The sequence below is a fragment of the Streptomyces sp. 4N124 genome (genome assembly GCF_052245395.1).
Classification (GTDB): domain Bacteria; phylum Actinomycetota; class Actinomycetes; order Streptomycetales; family Streptomycetaceae; genus Streptomyces.
Map to the genome: position 1 here is coordinate 107,278 of NZ_JBQQBS010000023.1, position 19,817 is coordinate 127,094.

Annotated in this window: 19 protein-coding genes; 5 read left to right on the plus strand and 14 right to left on the minus strand. The window is 70.6% G+C overall.

Annotated elements, in window-relative coordinates:
* The first annotated feature begins 110 nt into the window (after window positions 1-110).
* Window positions 111-1,316 (plus strand): sensor histidine kinase, encoded by a 1,206-nt coding sequence (locus ACTWQO_RS23605; RefSeq protein WP_443239329.1) that lies wholly within the window; start codon window positions 111-113, stop codon window positions 1,314-1,316.
* Window positions 1,313-1,990 (plus strand): response regulator, encoded by a 678-nt coding sequence (locus tag ACTWQO_RS23610; RefSeq protein WP_443239330.1) that lies wholly within the window; start codon window positions 1,313-1,315, stop codon window positions 1,988-1,990. The genes ACTWQO_RS23605 and ACTWQO_RS23610 overlap by 4 nt, the downstream gene beginning before the upstream one ends.
* Before the next feature lie 8 nt (window positions 1,991-1,998).
* Here ACTWQO_RS23610 and ACTWQO_RS23615 read toward each other — a convergent pair whose 3' ends face one another.
* Entirely contained in the window at window positions 1,999-2,310 is a 312-nt protein-coding gene (locus tag ACTWQO_RS23615; protein ID WP_443239331.1) for a barstar family protein, read from the minus strand.
* A 130-nt stretch (window positions 2,311-2,440) separates the two neighbouring features.
* Here ACTWQO_RS23615 and ACTWQO_RS23620 point away from each other — a divergent pair, with 130 nt between their 5' ends.
* A complete protein-coding gene (locus tag ACTWQO_RS23620; protein ID WP_443239332.1) occupies window positions 2,441-3,040 on the plus strand; it encodes a hypothetical protein in 600 nt (199 codons plus the stop codon).
* Window positions 3,041-3,055: 15 nt separating this feature from the next.
* Here the strand turns inward: ACTWQO_RS23620 and ACTWQO_RS23625 are convergent, their stop codons facing one another.
* From ACTWQO_RS23625 to rpe, 3 genes are all read right to left on the minus strand, one after another.
* The gene (locus tag ACTWQO_RS23625) at window positions 3,056-3,523 is read right to left on the minus strand and encodes an iron chaperone (RefSeq protein WP_443239333.1); all 468 of its coding nucleotides are present in this window, start codon (window positions 3,521-3,523) and stop codon (window positions 3,056-3,058) included.
* 128 nt (window positions 3,524-3,651) lie between these two features.
* Complete coding sequence (locus ACTWQO_RS23630; protein WP_443239334.1) at window positions 3,652-4,695, minus strand: sugar-binding transcriptional regulator; 1,044 nt, start codon at window positions 4,693-4,695, stop codon at window positions 3,652-3,654.
* A gap of 78 nt (window positions 4,696-4,773) precedes the next feature.
* Complete coding sequence (gene rpe, locus ACTWQO_RS23635) at window positions 4,774-5,460, minus strand: ribulose-phosphate 3-epimerase (protein WP_443239335.1); 687 nt, start codon at window positions 5,458-5,460, stop codon at window positions 4,774-4,776.
* A gap of 134 nt (window positions 5,461-5,594) precedes the next feature.
* On the opposite strand from rpe, the gene ACTWQO_RS23640 reads away from it, so the two are divergent.
* On the plus strand, window positions 5,595-7,775 hold the full coding sequence (locus ACTWQO_RS23640) for an MMPL family transporter (RefSeq protein ID WP_443239336.1): 2,181 nt from the start codon (window positions 5,595-5,597) through the stop codon (window positions 7,773-7,775).
* Here ACTWQO_RS23640 and ACTWQO_RS23645 read toward each other — a convergent pair.
* Window positions 7,756-9,165 (minus strand): RsmB/NOP family class I SAM-dependent RNA methyltransferase, encoded by a 1,410-nt coding sequence (locus ACTWQO_RS23645; RefSeq protein WP_443239337.1) that lies wholly within the window; start codon window positions 9,163-9,165, stop codon window positions 7,756-7,758. The genes ACTWQO_RS23640 and ACTWQO_RS23645 overlap by 20 nt on opposite strands.
* Before the next feature lie 105 nt (window positions 9,166-9,270).
* Window positions 9,271-10,203, minus strand: a complete 933-nt coding sequence (gene fmt / locus ACTWQO_RS23650) for a methionyl-tRNA formyltransferase (protein ID WP_443239338.1) — start codon at window positions 10,201-10,203, stop codon at window positions 9,271-9,273.
* A 351-nt stretch (window positions 10,204-10,554) separates the two neighbouring features.
* On the opposite strand from fmt, the gene ACTWQO_RS23655 reads away from it, so the two are divergent.
* Window positions 10,555-11,097 carry a hypothetical protein gene (locus ACTWQO_RS23655; protein ID WP_443239339.1) on the plus strand — a complete coding sequence of 181 codons (543 nt, stop codon included), beginning with the start codon at window positions 10,555-10,557 and terminating at the stop codon, window positions 11,095-11,097.
* 226 nt (window positions 11,098-11,323) lie between these two features.
* Here the strand turns inward: ACTWQO_RS23655 and ACTWQO_RS23660 are convergent, their stop codons facing one another.
* The 8 genes from ACTWQO_RS23660 to ACTWQO_RS23695 all read right to left on the minus strand — a co-directional run bounded on the left by ACTWQO_RS23660 (window position 11,324) and on the right by ACTWQO_RS23695 (window position 19,817).
* On the minus strand, window positions 11,324-13,474 hold the full coding sequence (locus ACTWQO_RS23660) for a primosomal protein N' (protein ID WP_443239340.1): 2,151 nt from the start codon (window positions 13,472-13,474) through the stop codon (window positions 11,324-11,326).
* 115 nt (window positions 13,475-13,589) lie between these two features.
* Window positions 13,590-14,798: a methionine adenosyltransferase gene (metK, locus tag ACTWQO_RS23665; protein ID WP_443239341.1), complete on the minus strand. Its 1,209-nt coding sequence runs from the start codon at window positions 14,796-14,798 to the stop codon at window positions 13,590-13,592.
* Window positions 14,799-15,037: 239 nt separating this feature from the next.
* Window positions 15,038-16,240 (minus strand): bifunctional phosphopantothenoylcysteine decarboxylase/phosphopantothenate--cysteine ligase CoaBC, encoded by a 1,203-nt coding sequence (gene coaBC, locus ACTWQO_RS23670; protein WP_443239342.1) that lies wholly within the window; start codon window positions 16,238-16,240, stop codon window positions 15,038-15,040.
* Window positions 16,241-16,342: 102 nt separating this feature from the next.
* Window positions 16,343-16,615: a DNA-directed RNA polymerase subunit omega gene (rpoZ, locus tag ACTWQO_RS23675; protein WP_003982715.1), complete on the minus strand. Its 273-nt coding sequence runs from the start codon at window positions 16,613-16,615 to the stop codon at window positions 16,343-16,345.
* Window positions 16,616-16,653: 38 nt separating this feature from the next.
* Complete coding sequence (gmk, locus tag ACTWQO_RS23680) at window positions 16,654-17,211, minus strand: guanylate kinase (RefSeq protein WP_443239343.1); 558 nt, start codon at window positions 17,209-17,211, stop codon at window positions 16,654-16,656.
* A 58-nt stretch (window positions 17,212-17,269) separates the two neighbouring features.
* Window positions 17,270-17,593, minus strand: a complete 324-nt coding sequence (locus ACTWQO_RS23685) for an integration host factor (protein WP_003977346.1) — start codon at window positions 17,591-17,593, stop codon at window positions 17,270-17,272.
* Between the two features lie 278 nt (window positions 17,594-17,871).
* The gene (gene pyrF, locus ACTWQO_RS23690; RefSeq protein ID WP_443239344.1) at window positions 17,872-18,714 is read right to left on the minus strand and encodes an orotidine-5'-phosphate decarboxylase; all 843 of its coding nucleotides are present in this window, start codon (window positions 18,712-18,714) and stop codon (window positions 17,872-17,874) included.
* Window positions 18,711-19,817 carry a quinone-dependent dihydroorotate dehydrogenase gene (locus tag ACTWQO_RS23695; RefSeq protein WP_443239345.1) on the minus strand — a complete coding sequence of 369 codons (1,107 nt, stop codon included), beginning with the start codon at window positions 19,815-19,817 and terminating at the stop codon, window positions 18,711-18,713. The genes pyrF and ACTWQO_RS23695 overlap by 4 nt, the downstream gene beginning before the upstream one ends.

A 19,817-nucleotide genomic window follows, 5' to 3' on the forward strand; every position in this document is an offset into this window, starting at 1 on the left:
GGATCCGTCCACAGGCGGGTGACGGTGCCTGTGAGCCGGACTTACGATGACCTGCCCGGTGCGTCCCGATGACCTGCGCCAGGCCCCGGACGCCTCTTGATGGAGCCTCGATGAATCGCAGGGCGCCGCATGCCGAGACGCCGGGCCGCAGCGTGCCGGGCAGGTTCCGCGACCCGTTCACGCGCTGGCCGCGCACCGCGGACGCCGTCCTCGCCATGGCGCTGTTCGTGCCGACGATGCTCCTGGAGGGAGGGCCGGGGGACACGATGGTCGTCCGCCCGGTCTCGGGCATCCTCCATCCGGCGCTCCTGCTCATCCTGGTGGCCGGCGCGGCGCTCTACCGGCGTCGGAGCAGTCCGCTCGCGGTGCTGTGCGTGGTGCTCGCCGCGTGGGCCGGGACGCTGGGAAGCAGCCACTCCACTCTGGGCGGGATGGTGATCGTCGCGCTGTACAGCGTCGGGCGGCACTCCGACGACACCCGGTGGGGTCCCCTCGGCGTCGTCGCGGCCATCGCCGCGCTCACGATCGACGGCCTCCTGCTTTCCCTCCCCTGGGGAGACATCGTCTTCGGCGCCCTCGTCATGTCGGGGGCCTGGTACCTCGGCCGGCGCCTACGGCTTCGCGCCGGGCGTGCCGCCCGGCTCCTCCGGGAACAGGCCGCCGAGGCGCGGCGCATCGTGACCGAGGAACGCAGCCACATCGCGCGGGAACTGCACGATGTGGTCGCCCACCGGGTGAGCATGATGACGGTGCAGGCCGGTGCGGCCCGGATGGTGGCCGCCGAGGATCCGCAGGGTGCCCTGGAGGCGATGGCGGCGGTGGAGGAGGCGGGACGCCAGGCGCTGGACGAACTGCGGCACCTGCTGGGAGTGTTGCGGCCGGACGCGGAGCGCGATGATCTGGGGCCCCAGCCGGGTCTGGCCGAGCTGCCCCGGCTCGTGGCCGAGGTCCGCGAGGCGGGTCTGGACATCTCGGTCACGAACGGCATCCGAGACCCTCTCCCGGCCCGCGTGGACCTCTCCGCGTACCGCATCGTCCAGGAGGCCCTCACCAACGTGCTCAAACACAGCGGACCTCGCACCCGCACCCAGGTGCAGCTGCGCGACGAGAGCGACGGCATCACCATCGAGGTGCTCGACGACGGCCACGGCAGCGTCCAGGCCGCGCCGGCCGCACCCAAGGGGCCACCCGGCCACGGCATCGTCGGCATGCGCGAAAGAGCCCATCTGCTCGGCGGAAGCCTCGACGCCCGGCCACGTCCCGGCGGCGGATTCCGGCTCGCCGCCCATCTGCCCGTCAAGGGGGAGACCACGTGAGCATCCGCGTCGTCGTGGCCGACGACCAGGCGCTGGTACGGCGCGGCTTCGCCATGATTCTCCGGGTCCACCACGACATCGAGGTCGTGGCTGAGGCGGGCAACGGCTTCGAGGTGATCGAGGCGGCACGCCTGCACCGTCCGGACGTGATCCTCATGGACATCCGCATGCCCGAGATGGACGGCCTCGAAGCGACCTCCCGGATCCTTCAGGAGGCCGACTGGGGTCCCAAGGTGCTGATCCTGACCACGTTCGACCCGGACGAGTACGTCTACAAGGCGCTGCGCTCCGGCGCCAGTGCCTTCGTACTCAAGGACATTCCCCCTGAGCAACTGGCCACCGCCGTACGCACCGTGGCCGAGGGCGGAACGCTGCTGGCCCCCTCGATCACCCGACGCTTCATCGACAGGTTCGCGCAGCACCGTACCGTCAACGCCGCCGTCGCAGCCCGCCTGGACCGGCTCACCGGCCGCGAACGCGAGATCATGACCGCCGTCGCCCGCGGCGCGAGCAACGCCGAAATCGCCGAGCAACTCGTCATCGGTGCCGCCACCGTCAAGTCACATGTGTCGAGCATCCTCACCAAGCTCGGGCTGCGCGACCGCATCCAGATCGTGATCTTCGCCTATGAAAGCGGCCTCATCGAAGCGGGCGATCACGACGTGGGCCACTGAACGCAGGGTCATGCTCGACCAAGAGCCAGCGCCACGGTCAACGCCGGCGCCTTGTCGGCCGCCTGCCCGAACACCTCCTGCGCGGTCTCCCACTCGCCCGGGCGCGCGACGGCGTACGGCTGCCAGTTCCGTACGACGACCAGCAGCCCCTGCTCCACGGCGCCGTCGGGCCAGACGGTGTGGTCGGAGAGCGAGTCGGCCAGCGCGTCCCAGTTGCGGCCGAACCAGTCGGGCAGCGACAGGGCACGGGCGCAGCGGTCCATCAGGCCCGCCTTGTCCGTGACCCCGTCGAGGTCCAGCGTGACCACGACTTCCGTCATCTCAGTACCGCCCTGAACGATTCGTAGTGATCATCGGTGTGGTGGTCATTCTGCCGCAGGGCCGGCAGCGCGTCGCCACCGCCGGCCACGGCCTGTACGCTGCCGAGCGCCATCGTGTGAAGGGGAGCCCATGGACGTCGGCGCTGTGCAGTCCCAGCGGCAGTTCCACATCCACCAGCGGGTGACCATGATGGTCAACCGCTACGAGATCTTCGCCGACGACGGCGCCGGCGGGCCCGGTGCGAAGGTCGCCTTCGTCGAGCAGAAGCGCATGAAGTTCAAGGAAGAGGTCACCCTCTACACCGATGAGTCGAAGCAAGCCGTCTTCGGCGGCTTCAAGGCCCGCAAGGTCGTCGACCTCGCCAGCGCCTATGACGTCACCGGCGGCGGGCAGCCGATAGGCGTGTTCGGCAAGAAGTTCGGCAAGTCGCTGCTGCGCTCGACATGGACGCTCGACCAGCCGGGCCTGCCTGCCCTGACCGTTCAGGAGCGCAACGCCGCCCTGGCCCTCTTCCGGCGCGTGTGGGGGCTGCTGCCGTTCATCGGCGACCTGCCCTTCATCTGGAAGTACCACTTCGACTTCGTCGACACGGACGGCCGGAACGTGGGCTTCTTCGAGAAGAAGACCCGCTTCCGTGACCACTACGTGCTCCGGATCGAGGACGACCGGTTCGACCGTCGCCTGATGCTCGCGCAGGCGGTGGCCCTGGACGCGCTGCAGTCGCGCTGACGCCGGTCCGGCGCCTCAGCGCACCGCCTTCCGCACGAGCGCGGCAATCGTCTTCTCGTGGGCGGGGGTCAGTTCCGTCACGGCGAAGGCGGTCGGCCACATGGTGCCGTCGTCGAGCATGGCCGAGTCGTCGAAGCCGAGCGTCAGATAGCGGGACTTGAACTTGGCCGCGGCCTGCACGAAGCAGAGCACCTTGCCGTTCTTGGCGTACGCAGGCATCCCGTACCAGAGCTTCGGCGCCAGCTCCGGCGCGCTCTCCTTGATGAGAGCGTGCAGCCGCTCGGCGATCACGCGGTCCGCTTCCGGCATCTCGGCGATCTTCTCGAGCACGGCGGCTTCCGCGTCGGCCTTGGTCTTGCGCTTCCCACCGCGCACGGCCTTGAGCTCCTGAGCGTGCTCCTTCATCGCGGCCCGCTCTTCGTCCGTGAAGCCGTCGTAGGACGTGGCGGTCGTGCTCTTGGCGGACTTCTCTGCGTTCGGCATGACAGGCATCCTTCTGCGCGATCGGTTGGGAACACCCCCGATGCTAGGAAGCCGCGGCGGCATCGGCTTCTTGAAAACTGACCGATGCTGCCCACGGCTCTCCCGTCACGCCCTGCCCTGAAGGACCGTCAGGGCCCGTCCGGATCCGCCCGGTTGAGCGCGGGCCGAGGCGTCGACCCCGTCGTCATCAGGTGGTCGGCCGCGGACGTGTCCGTCACCAGGCTGGTCACGAGCCCCGACCGCAGCACCGCGTCGATCGCGCCCGCCTTCCGCGCTCCGCCCGCGATCGCCACGACCTCGGGGATACGGCGGAGCTGGTCGGCCTTGACCGTGATGCACCGCTCGCCCAGGTCCCGTCCGACCCGGCGGCCATCGGCGTCGAAGAGGTGCGCGGACGTCTCGGCGGCGACACCGAGGGACGAGTAGTGCGCCCGCTCCTCGTCGCTGAGCATGTCGTACACCGTCGAGATGCCCGGCTCCCAGGAGCCGATGGAGACACAGGCGACCGTGACCTTGTCGAAGTACTCGAAGGCCCGCGCGATCCCGGTCTGGTTCCGCAGCGCCGCCGCCGTGGCCGCGTCCGGCAGCAGCATCGGCGCGTAGATGGGGTGCGCGTCACCGCCGGACACCTGGGCGGCCCGGCGCACGGCCTCCACCGAACCGCGCTCGGCGGTCCCGGCGTCGTACACGCCCGTCAGCTGCACCACCGTGCACGGCGGCAGCCGGTCGAGGGCCGCGGCCATGTGGATGGTGGAGCGGCCCCAGGCCAGACCGAGCACATCGCCCTCGTTGACGAGTTCGCCGAGCAGGTCGGCGGCCACCTCACCGAGGTTCTCGGGATCGGGCGAGTCCTCGGGCTCGGCCGGGGACTCGACCACGACGGCATGCCTGAGGCCGTAGCGGGCGCGCAGCGCGTCGGAGCGCTCGGCGTCCAGTTCGGCCGGGACGCGGATCTCGATCCGTACGAGATCCCGTTCGAGAGCGGTCTCCAGGACCCGGGCCACCTTGAAGCGGCTGACGCCGAACTCCTCGGCGATCTGGATCTTGGACTTGCCCTCGAGGTAGAAGCGGCGGGCCATGGCCGCCGCCTGCACCAGCTCAGCGGGTCCCATCCGCATGGCTGACCGGCCCGCCGACATTGCCGACACGGCGCTCTCCTCACTGCTGTTCACACTCTGGATTCGCTGTTCATCCTTGCAGATCCGGCCCGCTTGATCCGCCCCGAAGGGCGCCGTTCACGTTCCCTTGGCTCAGTGGTCGCACGCCCAGGACGCGACGGCCGTGGCCGCCTCCGCCTGGGTGCGCAATGCACGTACCGCGTCGGCCGGATCGGCGGCGCCGTACACCGCCGAACCCGCCACGAAGACATCGGCTCCGGCCTCCGCGCAACGCTCGATCGTGGCCGCCGAGACTCCACCGTCGACCTGGAGCCACAGCTCCAGGCCGTGCTTGCTGATCAACTCGCGGGTGCGGCGAATCTTCGGAAGCATGATGTCGAGGAACGCCTGGCCACCGAAACCCGGCTCGACCGTCATGATCAGCAGCATGTCGAGCTCGGGGAGCAGATCCTCGTACGGCTCGATGGGCGTCGCCGGCTTGAGCGCCATGGAGGCACGGGCACCCTTGGTCCGGATCTCCCGGGCCAACCGCACGGGAGCGGAGGCCGCCTCGATATGGAACGTGACGGAACCGGCACCCGCTTCGACGTACTGAGGTGCCCACCGATCAGGGTCCTCGATCATCAGATGGCAGTCCAGCGGGGTGTCCGTCGCACGGGCCAACGACTCTACGACCGGCACGCCGAGCGTGAGGTTCGGGACGAAATGGTTGTCCATGACGTCGACGTGGAGCCAGTCGGCCCCTTCGACCGCCTTCGTCTCTTCGGCGAGCCGGGCGAAGTCGGCGGACAGGATGCTGGGGTTGATCTGCACGGCCATGACCCAAGCCTCCCATGTCCGGGCACGAATGTTCGCCTCGGTCCGTACCTAAGACGTTCATCGGATGTTGTACGAGGGCCGGGCGTGCCATGCTGGGCCGCCCACCGGCTCCACGGACGGCTGCGGGGGTGGCCATGACGGGGACCAGTTCCGAGACGAAGTCCGAGATCACGACGGGCACCAAGGGCATCGCCCACCTGGTGTGCGGACGGCGCGCCAAATGGGTCGTGCTGGTGCTGTGGCTGGCGGTGCTCTTCCTGACGGCGCCGTTCGCGCAGAAACTCACCGACGCCCAGGACAACGACGCCGCCTCCTGGCTGCCCGGGTCCGCCGAATCGACCCAAGTCCTGGAGATCTCGGAGGACTTCAGGCCCGAGACCATCCCGGCGATCGTCATCTACGCCCGCGAGAGCGGCCTGACCGCGCAGGACCGGGCGCAGATCACCGAGGATGTACGGCAGCTCAAGCAGCTCACCGACCACGGCATCCGGGGCGCCGAGACCCGCGGCCCGACCTTCGACCGGGAGACCGACCCGCGGGCCGCCCAGATCTACATCCCGATCACCATGGACGAGAAGGGCTGGGAGCGCATCGCGCCCGCGGTCGACTCGATCCGTGACGACGTCGGCGAAGGCGGCGACGGGCTCGCCGTGCACATCACCGGACCGGGCGGCACCTCCGCGGACTTCTCCGAGGCCTTCGAGGGCATCGACTCGACGCTGCTGGTGTCCGCGATGGGCGTCGTCATCATCATGCTGCTGCTGACGTACCGCAGCCCCTCGCTCCTGCTGATCCCGCTGCTCTCCGTGATCGCCGCCCTGTTCACCGCACAGGCCCTGATCTACTTCCTCGCCGAGAACGCGGGCCTGACGGTGAACGGCCAAAGCGCGGGCATCCTCACCGTGCTCGTCTTCGGCGCGGGGACGGACTATGCCCTGCTCCTCGTCGCCCGCTACCGGGAAGAACTCCGCCGCCACGAGGACCGGCACGAGGCGATGGCCCTGGCTCTGCACCGCGCCGGTCCCGCGGTGATCGCGTCCGGCGCCACGGTCGTACTGAGCATGCTGGTGCTGCTGGCCGCCGAGATGAACTCGACCCGCGGCCTCGGCCCGGTCGCCGCGATCGGCGTCGCCGTCGCGCTGCTGGCGATGATGTCGCTGTTCCCGGCCCTGCTGGTGATCTTCGGCCGCTGGATCTTCTGGCCGGTGATCCCGCACCACGGCTCCCCCGACCCGACCGAGCGAGGCGTCTGGGCCCGTATGGGACGCCGTATGTCCCTCCGTCCGCGCATGGTCTGGGGCGTGACCGCGCTGATCCTGGCGGTCTGCTCGCTCGGCCTGATCCAGCTGCGTGCCGAGGGCATCAGCAACGCGGACGCGTTCACCGGTACCCCGGACTCGATCACCGGCCAGGAGGTCTCGGAGCGCTACTTCCCGGCGGGCAGCGGCGATCCGCTCGTGATCGTCAGCAACCAGGCGCAGGCCCAGCAGGTGGGCCAGGCGGTCGCCGCGACCGAGGGCGTCGTCCCCGAATCGCTGGGCCTGCCACCGGGCACGAAACCGTCCTTCGAGGGCAAGGTCCTCTTCGAGGCCACGATGACCGACCCGGCCGACAGCGAGGCCGCGAAGCAGACGGTCGAACGGGTCCGCGACGCCGTGCACGCGGTGCCGGACGCCGACGCCCAGGTGGGCGGCGGTACGGCGGCCCTGCTGGACATGGACGAGGCGACCACGCACGACAACATCCTGATCATCCCGCTGGTGCTGGTGGTCGTACTGCTGATCCTCTGTGTCCTGCTCCGCGCCCTGATCGCCCCGTTGCTGCTGATCGGGACGGTGATCCTGTCGTTCGCGGCGGCACTCGGCATCAGCGCCCTGGCCTTCCGGTACGTCTTCGACTACGCGGGCGAGTCGACGGACTTCCCGCTGTTCGTCTTCGTCTTCCTGGTGGCCCTGGGCATCGACTACAACATCTTCCTGACCACCCGCATCCGCGAGGAGGCGGCCCGACAGGGCACCCGACCAGGTGTCATCACGGGCCTCGCGGCGACCGGCGCGGTCATCACCTCCGCCGGCCTGGTCCTGGCCGGCACGTTCGCCGCCCTCGGCACGCTCCCGATGGTCGCCTTCGCGGAGATCGGCTTCACGGTCGCCCTCGGCGTCCTGCTGGACACCTTCATCGTCCGCTCGATCCTGGTCACGTCCCTGTTCCTGGACGTCGGCCCGAAGGTCTGGTGGCCGCACCAGCTGGCGAAGGAGGACGGGCAGGCCATGGCCCGCGAACCCGCGAAGAGCGTCACGCAGTCCGGCGGATGAGCGCCAGATACATCGCGTCGGTCCCGTGCCGATGCGGCCACAGCTGTACGTCGGGACCGTCGCCGAGGTCCGGTACGCCCGGCAGCATCGGGCGGGCGTCGAGGAGTTCGGCGTGCGGATCGTGCTTGAGCACGTCGTCGACGACGGCCCGGGTCTCGGCGAGATGCGGCGAGCAGGTGGCGTAGCCGACGACTCCGCCGACCCGCACCGATTCGAGCGCGGTGCGCAACAGGGCGCGCTGCAGCGGAGCGAACCCGTCGAGATCCTCGGGACGCCGCCGCCAGCGCGCCTCGGGCCGCCGCCGCAGCGCCCCGAGCCCGGTGCACGGCACGTCCATCAGCACCCGGTCGAAGGAGCCGGGCAGCCACGGCGGCCGGGTCCCGTCGCCGGCGATCACCTGATACGGACCGGGGTTCCCCTGGAGCGCCTTCGCGACCAGCCCCGCCCGGTGCGGCTGCTTCTCGGAGGCGACGAGCATCGCCCCCCGCTCGGCGGCGAGGGCGGCCAGCAGCGCGGCCTTGCCGCCGGGACCGGCACACCCGTCGAGCCACTTCTCGTCGGTGCCGTCGATCGGCGCGTTGGCAAGAGCGAGCGCGACGAGCTGACTGCCCTCGTCCTGCACACCGGCCCGCCCCTCCCGCACGGCCTCGATCGCACCGGGCTCGCCGCCCTCGGTGAGCCGTACGGCATACGGCGACCAGCGCCCCGGCACCGCGGCCTCCTCGCCGAGCAGTTCCTCGGCCGTGGCCCGCCCGGGCCGGGCGACCAGGGTGACCTCGGGCCGCTCGTTGTCGGCCTCCAGCAGCTCCTCGATCCCGGCGCGGCTGCCGCCGAGGGAGTCCCACAGTGCGGAGACGACCCAGCGGGGGTGGGAGTGGACGACGGCGAGATGCTCCTCGGGATCGTCGTCATAGGGCGGAGCGACCTTGGCGAGCCACCCGTCGAGATCGTCCTGCGCGACCTTCCTGAGGACGGCGTTGACGAACTTGGCCCGCCCGTCGCCGAGCACGACCCGGGCCAGCTCGACGGAGGCGGACACGGCGGCGTGCGTGGGGATCCGCGTCCCGAGCAGCTGATGCACACCGAGGCTCAGCACATCGAGCACGGGCGGGTCGACGTCACGCAGGGGCCGGTCCACACAGGCGGCGATGACGGCGTCGTACGTCCCCTGCCGCCGCAGCGTCCCGTACACCAGCTCGGTCGCGAGCGCGGCGTCCCGCCCGTCGAAGTCGCCCTTCTCCCGCGCCTTCCTGAGCAGCGGGGGCAGGACGAGGTTGGCGTACGCGTCGCGCTCGTCCACCGCCCTGAGCGCCTCGAAGGCGAGGAAGCGGACGGGGTCCTTCTTGGGCCGGCGGTAGGGCTTGCGGGGCCGGCGGGACTGCTCACTCACGTAAAAGGTGCTCCGGATGAAAGGGGGGAGATGTGCCCCCATGAAGGGGGTGTCCCCAACAAGGGGGATGTGCCCCAGCGTACGTCGACGCCGGGGGCCGCCGCGCTACGCGCCGAGCGTCTCGCCGTCGGCGTCCCGCACGCCACGCGCCCAGTCGGCCGCCCGCATCGGCTTCTTGCCCTGGGCCTGGACCCAGAGCAGCTCGACGGCGTACGAGCCCGTACCGACGTACACATGGTTCTTGCCTACGGAGAGGACACCCGGGGCGAGCTCGTCGCGGTCGGGCAGGGTGGTGACCTGGATGAGCTTGAGCCGCTCACCGTGGAAGGTGGTCCAGGCTCCGGGCGCCGGAGTGCACCCGCGTACGACGCGGTCGACCCGCAGTGCGGGCGCCGACCAGTCGATGTGGGCGTCCTCGACGGTGATCTTCGGGGCCACGGTGATGCCTTCGGTCGGCTGCGGTACCGCCTTCAGGGTGCCGTCCTCGATGCCGTCCATGGTCGCGGCGAGCAGCCCGGCGCCGGCGAAGGCGAGCCGGGTCAGCAGGTCGCCGCTGGTGTCGGTGGGCCGGATCGTCTCGGTCACGGTGCCGTAGACGGGCCCGGAGTCGAGCCCCTCTTCGATGAGGAAGGTCGAGGCGCCCGTGATCTCGTCGCCCGCCATGATGGAGTGCTGCACGGGTGCCGCTCCCCGCCAGGCGGGCAGCAGCGAGAAGTGCAGATTGACCCAGCCGTGGGCGGGGATGTCGAGGGCCACGCGGGGCAGCAGGGCGCCGTACGCCACGACCGGACAGCAGTCCGGCGCGATCTCCTTGAGCCGCTCCAGGAATGCGGGGTCCCGCGGCTTGGCGGGCTTCAGCACCTCGATCCCGGCCTCCGCCGCCCGCTCGGCGACCGGACTCGCGACCAGCCTGCGTCCCCGCCCGGCCGGCGCATCGGGCCGCGTGACGACGGCGGCCACCTCGTGCCGCCCGGAGGCGATCAGAGCGTCCAGTGCGGGAACGGCGACCTCGGGGGTACCGGCGAAGACGAGCTTCATGGGTGGGTACGGGCCTCTCGGGCGGGTGTTGGATGCGGGCGACGCACCAGTCTATGGGGGCGGGCTCGGGATGGCCTCCGGAACCTCAGCGCCCAGAAGGGGCGAGGGGCTGTATCAATGTGCGGCTCCGCCGCGTGGGCGCGACCAGCCACGACGGACCCGCAGCCGGCACACCGGGCTTCCAGCGGAGCGCCAGCGTACGCCCGAGTGACAAGGGCGCACGCATATGCCCATACGCCCCCTCTGCGTGACCCGCGGAGCGAATCCGCGTTGGTCAAGAAAGAGTTGACCACAACGGGCCGCACGTCGCGCGGCCCGATCCTTTTCAACGCCGGTTCGAGAGGCTTGTTCATGGCCGACCACGCAACCCACGACGCCCAGGCTCGGGCCAGCCTGCACTTGCTGGTGCGGGACATCGAGCGGGTCCGCCGGCAGGTGGACGCACTGCGCACACTCACCGCCCAGTTGGGCAACGTCTACCGCCCGCGCCGCTCCGGCCCGTCCACGGGCTTCGTCGTCTACGGACGCGCCCCCGCCCCGACGGTCCGCCTCGCGCAAGAACTGCGCGACAGTGTCGAGACCCTGGTCACGGCCGCCGTGGATTTCGACCGCTCCCTCGGCTTCTCATGGGACGCGGTGGGCTCCGCACTCGGCGTCACCAAGCAGGCCGTGCACCGCCGTTACGGCTCACGCCGTGCCGCGACGCAGACGGCCACCGAGGCCGAGCGTCCCGCGGAGCCGAAGAGCGCCCGCACGGTCAACGTCAACACCGGGTTCCCCACGATGCCGACGGTCCCCGCCGCCCGCTCCATGCCGACCCAGCCGACGGCAGGCAGCCCGGCCCTCCGCGACGAGGCCAGGCCGACGGCCTTCCCGGGCCCGCGCAACGGCTGACGACACCCGCACTGCCCTCCCGGGACGGAACCGGGAGGGCAGAAGCATGCCCTGCCCGCCCACTGGCGGGAGCAGGAACAAAGGACGTGGAGAGGGGGTATGCATTCTGCGGGCCCGGTGGGGGCTGGTCGCGCAGTTCCCCGCGCCCCTTCGGGGCGCTGCCGAACCGCAGCCGATCACCGCACCACCGCCCAACACCCCCCACCGAAGTCGCGGATCGCCACCCTCATCCAATGTCAGGCGGATCAACCCGAACCCGAACCGCCTCCCCGCCCCCCTTGGCCATCCGCGCAGCCTGTGCGGCCTTCAACGCGGCAGCCAGCGCAGCCCCCCGCCCCGGCGGCACCCGGACCAAGGCCCGGTCCCAGTGCTCCCCGGGCGGCGGCGCCCCCACCCGCCGCGGTCCCCCCGCAGCGGTGACAGGCACCGGCACGGGACCCAACACCTGGGCCTCCCGCGGCAGTTCCACCGCCTCCAGGAACTCGGCGACCGCCTCCCCCGGCCCGGTCACGGCAGCCATCCGCGACACCGGCGGAAACCCCAGCTCGGCGCGCTCACCGAGCTCCCGTACCGCATGGCCGACGGGATCCCACCGCACCAGCGCCTGCACGGGCCGCAACGTGGGTTCGGCGACGACCACCACGGTGCCGCCGTCCCCCTGCGGCCGGACAAGCGCCGACGCGGCGATCCACCGCCGCAACGCGTCCTCACCGGCTCGCAGATCGGGCCGCCCGAGCATGGCCCAACCGTCCAGCAGCAGGGCCGCCGCATATCCGCCCTCGGCAACCGGCTCGGCCCCGGGGGTACTCACGACCAGCGCCGGAGCCCCCGGGACGGTGTCCAGCACATGTTCACGCCCCGACGTCCGCACCGGAACGGCCGGGAAGGCACGCCCCAGTTCCTCGGCGGTCCGTCGCGCCCCCACGACCTGCGCCCGCAGCCGGAACGCCCCGCACTCCGGACAGTGCCAGGCACCCTCCTCGCGCCCACACCAGCCGCACCGCAACGCCCCGGCGTCCTGCGCCTCCATCGGCCCGGCGCAATGCCGGCAGCGCGCGGGAGCCCGGCACTGCGCACACGCCATCCGCGGCACATACCCCCGCCGCGGCACCTGCACCAGCACCGGCCCGGTGCGCAAGGCATCCCTGACGACCTTCCAGGCAAGGCTCGGCAGCCGTGCCGCCCGCGCGGCCTCGTCCCGCGCGAGATCCCCGTCCCCCACGGTCCGTACGAGCGGCGCGGCGCCCCGCACCTGCTCGCGCGCCGCCACCAGTGGCACCGCCCACCCGCTCTCGACGAGCTGCGCGGCCTCCACCGTGCAGCTCCAACTGCCCAGCAGAAAGGCGCACTTGTCCTGGGCTGCCCGGAGCAACAGCACCTCACGGGCATGCGGCTGCGGCGCATGCTGCTCGCTGTGGCTGTCGTCGCCGTCGTCCCAGATGGCGACGAGCCCGAGATCCTGAACCGGGGCGAACATCGCGGCCCGCGTCCCCACGACGGCTCGCACGGACCCCCGCCGCACCGCCAGCCACTCCCGATACCGCTTCTCGGGCCCGGCATCGGCGGTGAGCACCGCATGCCGCCCCTCCCCCAGCAGCGAGGTCAACGCGGCGTCGACCCGTGCTACGGCCCGCCCGTCCGGCAACACGACCAGCGCCCCGCGTCCGGAGGCGAGCGTCGCCACAACGGCCCGGGCCAGCTCATCGCTCCAAGCATCGGCACCGGGCAACGCATTCCACACGGCACGCGGCGCACCCCCGGAGGCCAACGCCTCAAGAAACGCGCCCCCTCGCTCGTACCGCGCCCATGACCCCGCATCCGGCACCCCGGGCGCGGACAACGGCTCGGGCGATGGCCGTTGCTCGGCCCGCGCACTGCGCGGCGGCACCGCAAGCTGCAACACATCGGCGAGACTCCCGGCATACCGATCGGCAACAGCGCGGGCCAATCCGAGCAGTTCCTCGCTCAACACGGGCTCGGGCGACACCACCTGGGCCAGCGCGGCCAGCGGCCCCGCGTAGTCGGACTCCGCCCGCCGCTCGACGAGAAACCCGTCGATCAGCCCGCCGCCCTCACGCCGCCCGTCCCGCACCCGATGCCGCCCGGCCCCGAACCGCACCCGGACCCGCACCCCCGGCTGTGCCTCGGCATCGAGCTCCTCGGGCACCGCATAGTCGAAGTACCGATCAAGATGCAGCACCCCCTTGTCCACCAGCACCCGCGCAACAGGCAACTCCTTCGCCAACGCGGCCCCCCGCCACGTCCGCGGCTTCGCCCGAGGTGCCTTCGCCTGACGCACACTCTCCCGAATGAGCGCGAGCTGCTCAGGCGGCGCACCCTCCACGCCACCATCCCCTTGCCCGTTCTCGCTGCTCACACTTGCATTCTTCCAAACGCCACTGACAACCAGCGGCGCCCGAGTCCCCGGGGCCGGAAACGCACCGAGGCCCGGCGCCCCGAAGGGCACCGGGCCTCGCAGAAAGCCGTGGGACCTACAGCCCCGCCGCCTGCCGCAGTGCCTCCACGCGGTCCGTGCGCTCCCAGGTGAACTCGGGGAGCTCACGGCCGAAGTGGCCGTACGCCGCGGTCTGGGCGTAGATCGGGCGGAGGAGGTCGAGGTCGCGGATGATGGCGGCCGGACGGAGGTCGAAGACCTCGTCGATCGCCTTCTCGATCTTCTCGTGGTCGATCTTGGCGGTGCCGAAGGTCTCGACGAAGAGACCGACCGGCTCGGCCTTGCCGATCGCGTAGGCGACCTGGACCTCGCAGCGGGTGGCCAGGCCCGCGGCCACCACGTTCTTTGCGACCCAGCGCATCGCGTAGGCGGCCGAACGGTCCACCTTGGACGGGTCCTTGCCGGAGAACGCGCCGCCACCGTGGCGGGCCATGCCGCCGTACGTGTCGATGATGATCTTGCGGCCGGTGAGGCCGGCGTCGCCCATCGGGCCGCCGATCTCGAACCGGCCGGTCGGGTTGACCAGCAGGCGGTAGTTCTCGGTGTCGAGCTTGATGCCCTCGTCGAGGAGCGCCTTCAGCTCCGCCTCCACGACGAACTCGCGGATGTCGGGGGCGAGCAGGGACTCCAGGTCGATGTCGCTCGCGTGCTGGGAGGAGACCACGACCGTGTCGAGGCGGACGGCCTTGTCGCCGTCGTACTCGATGGTGACCTGGGTCTTGCCGTCGGGGCGCAGGTACGGGATGGTGCCGTTCTTGCGGACCTCGGACAGGCGCTTCGACAGACGGTGCGCCAGGAAGATGGGCAGCGGCATCAGCGTCGGCGTCTCGTCCGTCGCGTAGCCGAACATCAGGCCCTGGTCGCCCGCGCCCTGCTTGTCCAGCTCGTCCTCGTCGCCCTCGACGCGGTTCTCGTACGCCGTGTCGACGCCCTGCGCGATGTCCGGGGACTGCGCGCCGATGGACACCGACACGCCGCAGGAGGCGCCGTCGAAGCCCTTCTTCGAGGAGTCGTAGCCGATCTCGAGGACCTTGTTGCGGACAAGCGTCGCGATGTCCGCGTACGTCTTGGTGGTGACCTCACCGGCCACATGCACCTGGCCGGTCGTGATCAGCGTCTCGACGGCGACCCGGGACGTCGGGTCCTCGCGCAGAAGCGCGTCGAGAATGGTGTCGCTGATCTGGTCAGCGATCTTGTCGGGGTGGCCCTCGGTGACGGACTCCGAGGTGAACAGGCGACGGGACACAACGCTCCCTGGGGTTGCAGCGGCTGCTGGCTGATCATGGTCGGACGGGCTCGGGGGCTGCGCCCGGCTCCGTCCGAGAACAGTTTATCGGTCGGCTCGGCCGCCGGTCCTCCTGTCTCGCCACTCGGGAGCACTGTGACCTGCGGCACGGGCATTCTGCCCAATCTACGGTGACCTTGGCCAGGGGTGCCACACCTCTATGTCCGAGGCTTACGAGAGCCGTGAAGCGAATGAAACATTCAGCGCAGCCGCTGGGCCACCAGGTCCCACACGGTTTCGGCCAGGGCTTCCTTGGGGCCGCGCGGGACGGGGGTCTCGGTGCCGTCGGCGCCCAGCACGACCGCCTCGTTCTCCTCGGCGCCGAACGTCTTGCGCTCCCCCACCTCGTTCACCACCAGCAGGTCACAGCCCTTGCGTGCCAGCTTCTTACGGCCGTTGGCCAGGACGTCGTCCGTCTCGGCGGCGAAGCCGACGATCACCTGTCCGGGGTGGGCGCGGTCGGCCGAGATCTCCGCGAGGATGTCCGGATTCCGTACCAGCACGATGGGGTCCGGGTCCTGGCCGTCCTTCTTCTTGATCTTTCCGGCCGCGTAGGTCGCCGGGCGGAAGTCCGCGACCGCGGCGGCCATGACGACGGCGTCGGCGTCCGCGGCCGCCTTGAGCACCGCCTCCCGCAGTTGTACGGCCGTCCCGACGGGGACGACATCGACACCCGCCGGGTCGGGCAGGGCCGCGTTCGCGGCGATCAGGGTCACTCGGGCGCCGCGCGCCGCGGCGGTGCGGGCGAGGGCGTAGCCCTGCTTGCCGGAGGAACGGTTGCCGAGGAAACGGACCGGGTCGAGGGGCTCACGGGTGCCCCCCGCGCTGACGACGATGTGCCGGCCGGCCAGGTCGGGTTCCGTCACTCCTCGGGCGAGGACGCGACGGCAGACCTCGAAGATCTCGGCCGGATCGGGCAGCCGGCCCTTGCCGGTGTCGACGCCGGTGAGGCGGCCCACGGCCGGTTCGATGACGACCGCACCGCGGCGGCGCAGCGTCGCCACGTTCTCCTGGGTGGCCGGGTGCTCCCACATCTCCGTGTGCATGGCGGGGGCGAAGACGACCGGGCAGCGGGCGGTGAGGAGAGTGTTGGTGAGCAGGTCGTCGGCGAGGCCGTGGGCCGCCTTCGCAAGCATGTCGGCGGTCGCCGGGGCGACGACCACCAGATCGGCGTGCTGGCCGATGCGGACGTGCGGGACCTCGTGGACGTCGTCCCAGACCTCCGTCGAGACCGGGTGGCCGGAGAGCGCGGACCAGGTGGCGGCGCCGACGAAGTGCAGGGCGGAGGCGGTCGGCACGACTCGCACGTCATGGCCGGACTCTGTGAGCCTGCGCAGCAGCTCACAGGCCTTGTACGCGGCGATACCTCCGCTGACCCCCAGAACGACCTTGGGCTTGTCCACCGTCTCTCCCCGAACTCGGCAAACGTACGACTCCACTACACACCACAGGCCCGGCAGTCGCGCTGCCGGGCCTGTGGAAAAGTCAGCTGCAAGCTGTAAATACTACTGCGCCGGACCCTCAACGGCCTCGGACGTCAGCAGACCCGCGTTGATCTCACGCAGGGCGATCGAGAGCGGCTTCTCGTGGACGTGGGTGTCGACGAGCGGACCGACGTACTCAAGGAGACCCTCGCCGAGCTGCGAGTAGTACGCGTTGATCTGACGGGCACGCTTGGCCGCGTAGATCACCAGGCTGTACTTCGAGTCAGTGGCCTCAAGCAACTCGTCGATCGGCGGGTTGATGATGCCCTCGGGCGCGGTGATGGAAGAGGACACGCTCTACCTTCCGACAGATGGGATGAGATCGAAAACGATCACACAACGTCCACCAAGGCTAGCAGCTCGCGCGCCACGTCCTCGACGGAGGTGTTGACCAAGGTCACATCGAACTCCGGCTCGGCCCCCAGCTCGACCTTCGCGGCGTCCAGACGCCGCTCGATCACCTCGGGCGGCTCGGTGCCGCGTCCGGTGAGTCTGCGCACCAGCTCCTCCCAGGAGGGAGGAGCCAGGAACACCAGCTGGGCCTCCGGCATGGACTCGCGGACCTGCCGGGCACCCTGGAGGTCGATCTCCAGAAGGACGGGCTCACCCGCCTCCAGACGCTCCAGCACGGCCCTGCGGGGTGTGCCGTAGCGGTTGCCGGCGAATTCCGCCCACTCCAGCAGCTCGCCATTGGCGATCAGCTTGTCCATCTCCTCGTCGGTGACGAAGAAGTAGTGGACCCCATGCCGCTCGCCGGGGCGGGGCTTACGGGTCGTCGCCGACACCGAGAGCCAGACCTCGGGGTGTTCCTTGCGCATATGGGCGACGACCGTGCTCTTGCCGACCCCGGAGGGGCCGGAGAGCACGGTCAGCCGCGGACGTTCACTCATGCAGCGATTATTCCAGCTATCCCGGCATGCCCGGGACTCCCTGCCCGCATGGCCGGGCTCAGGAGCCGGTGCTGCCGAACTCACGCTCCAGGGAAGCGATCTGGTTCGAGCCGAGACCGCGCACACGGCGGCTCTCGGAGATGCCGAGTCGCTCCATGATCTGCTTGGCGCGGACCTTGCCCACGCCCGGCAGGGACTCGAGGAGGGCGGAGACCTTCATCTTGCCGATGACGTCGTTCTCCTGGCCCTGCTTGATGACCTCGTGAAGGGAGGCGCCGGAGTGCTTGAGTCGATTCTTGACCTCGGCCCGCTCCCGGCGAGCCGCGGCGGCCTTTTCGAGCGCGGCTGCGCGCTGTTCAGGGGTAAGGGGCGGAAGAGCCACGCCTACGTCACCTCGGATGTTGAACTGTCGGATACGGACCGGTGAGGAACCTAGTCGCCCCACACCTGGGGAGCCACGAGCAACACGCTTGCCCGTTCACTCTGCTCGGAGACTAGCGGCCAAGTCCGCCAGAGTCAGCGAGAACAGCGGAAAAGTCCTGGTCAGCCTCCCTGGAGACGGACATTTACGACATACTGCCCCGGATTTGAGGATGTATTCAGGCTCAAGTCGGTTCCGAGGCACTCATCGGAGGACTGGTACGACCCTGTTCGAACGCCTCAGGCGGTGGTCACGGCCGCCCGGATCTCCTCCGCGAACCGCTCGGCGGCTCCCCGGAGCGCGCCGACGTCGGGCCCGTGCCGCAGCACGCCCCGGCTGACGTTCGGAACGACATTGCGCACCGCGGCGCCGAAGACCCCGGGAAGGTCGGCCGGGGTGGCCCCCTGGGCGCCGATCCCGGGTGCGAGGAGCGGACCGTTGATGTCGAGGTCGTACGACGACAGATCGCCGAGCGTGGCGCCGACGACCGCCCCGAAGGAGCCCATCGGCTCCTCCCCCGCGTTCTCGGCGGCCAGGTGTGCCAGCATCGTCGCTCCGACGGTCCGCCCGTCGGAGCGGACGGCGTGCTGGACCTCGCGGCCCTCGGGGTTCGAGGTGAGCGCCAGCACGAACAGGCCCGTGCCGCTCTCCCGGGCCAGTGCGACGGCCGGGCTGAGCGAGCCGTAGCCCAGATACGGCGAGACGGTCAGCGCGTCCGAGAAGAGCGGGGAGTCCTTCTGGAGGAAGGACTCGGCGTACGCGGCCATGGTCGAGCCGATGTCGCCCCGCTTGGCGTCCATCACGACCAGCGCACCGGCAGCCCGGGCCTGAGCGACCGTCTTCTCCAGGACGGCGACACCCCGCGATCCGAAGCGCTCGAAGAACGCGCTCTGCGGCTTGAGGACGGCGATCCGGTCGGCCAGCGCCTCGACGACCGTACGGCTGAACCGCTCCAGGCCCGCGATGTCGTCGTTCAGGCCCCACTCGCTGAGCAGGGAGGCGTGCGGGTCGATGCCGACGCACAGCGGGCCACGCTCGTCCATGGCGCGGCGCAGGCGTGCACCGAAGGGTTCCGGGCTCATGCGGCCTTCCTTACGTCGGCGCCGACCGCGTCGGCGAGGGTGGCGTACGGGCTGGTGCTCAGGCGGGCGGCGAGGCCCTTGTGGACGGCGCGGGCGTAGAAGGGGCCCTCGTAGACGAAGGCGCTGTAGCCCTGGACCAGGGTGGCGCCGGCGAGGATGCGCTGCCAGGCGTCCTCGGCGTCCTCGATGCCGCCGACGCCCACGAGGGTGATCCGGTCGCCCACGCGCGCGTAGAGGCGGCGCAGCACCTCCAGGGAGCGCGTCTTGAGCGGGGCGCCCGAGAGTCCGCCGGTCTCCTGGATCAGCGAGGGTTCGGATGTCAAACCGAGGCCCTCGCGCGCGATGGTGGTGTTCGTGGCGATGATCCCGTCCAGACCGAGCTCGACGGCCAGGTCGGCGACCGCGTCGACGTCCTCGTCGGCAAGGTCCGGCGCGATCTTCACCAACAGCGGGACGCGGCGGTCGGTGACCGCACGGTCGGCGGCCTCACGGACGGCGCTCAGGAGGGGACGCAGATGGTCCACGGCCTGCAGATTGCGCAGGCCGGGCGTGTTCGGCGAGGAGACGTTCACGACCAGGTAGTCGGCGTACGGCGCGAGACGCTCCGTCGACTTCACGTAGTCCCCGACCGCCTCTGCCTCAGGGACGACCTTGGTCTTGCCGATGTTCACGCCGACCACGGTCTTGAAGACCGGCGTACGGGAGGCCAGCCGGGCGGCAACGGCCAGTGAGCCCTCGTTGTTGAAGCCCATGCGGTTGATCAGCGCCCGGTCCGGCACCAGCCGGAACAGCCGCTTCTTGGGATTGCCCGGCTGCGCCTCCCCCGTGACCGTTCCGATCTCGACATGGTCGAAGCCCAGCATCGACATGCCGTCGATGGCGATCGCGTTCTTGTCGAAGCCGGCGGCGAGCCCGAAGGGGCCGTGCATGCGCAGCCCGAACGCCTCGGTGCGCAGCTCCTCGTAGCGGGGCGCGAGCGTGGCCGCGACGAACGTGCGCAGCACCGGGATGCGGACGGCGAGTCGGATCCAGCGGAACGCCAGATGGTGGGCCTGCTCCGGGTCCATCCGCTGGAACACCAGACGGAAGAAAAGCTTGTACAT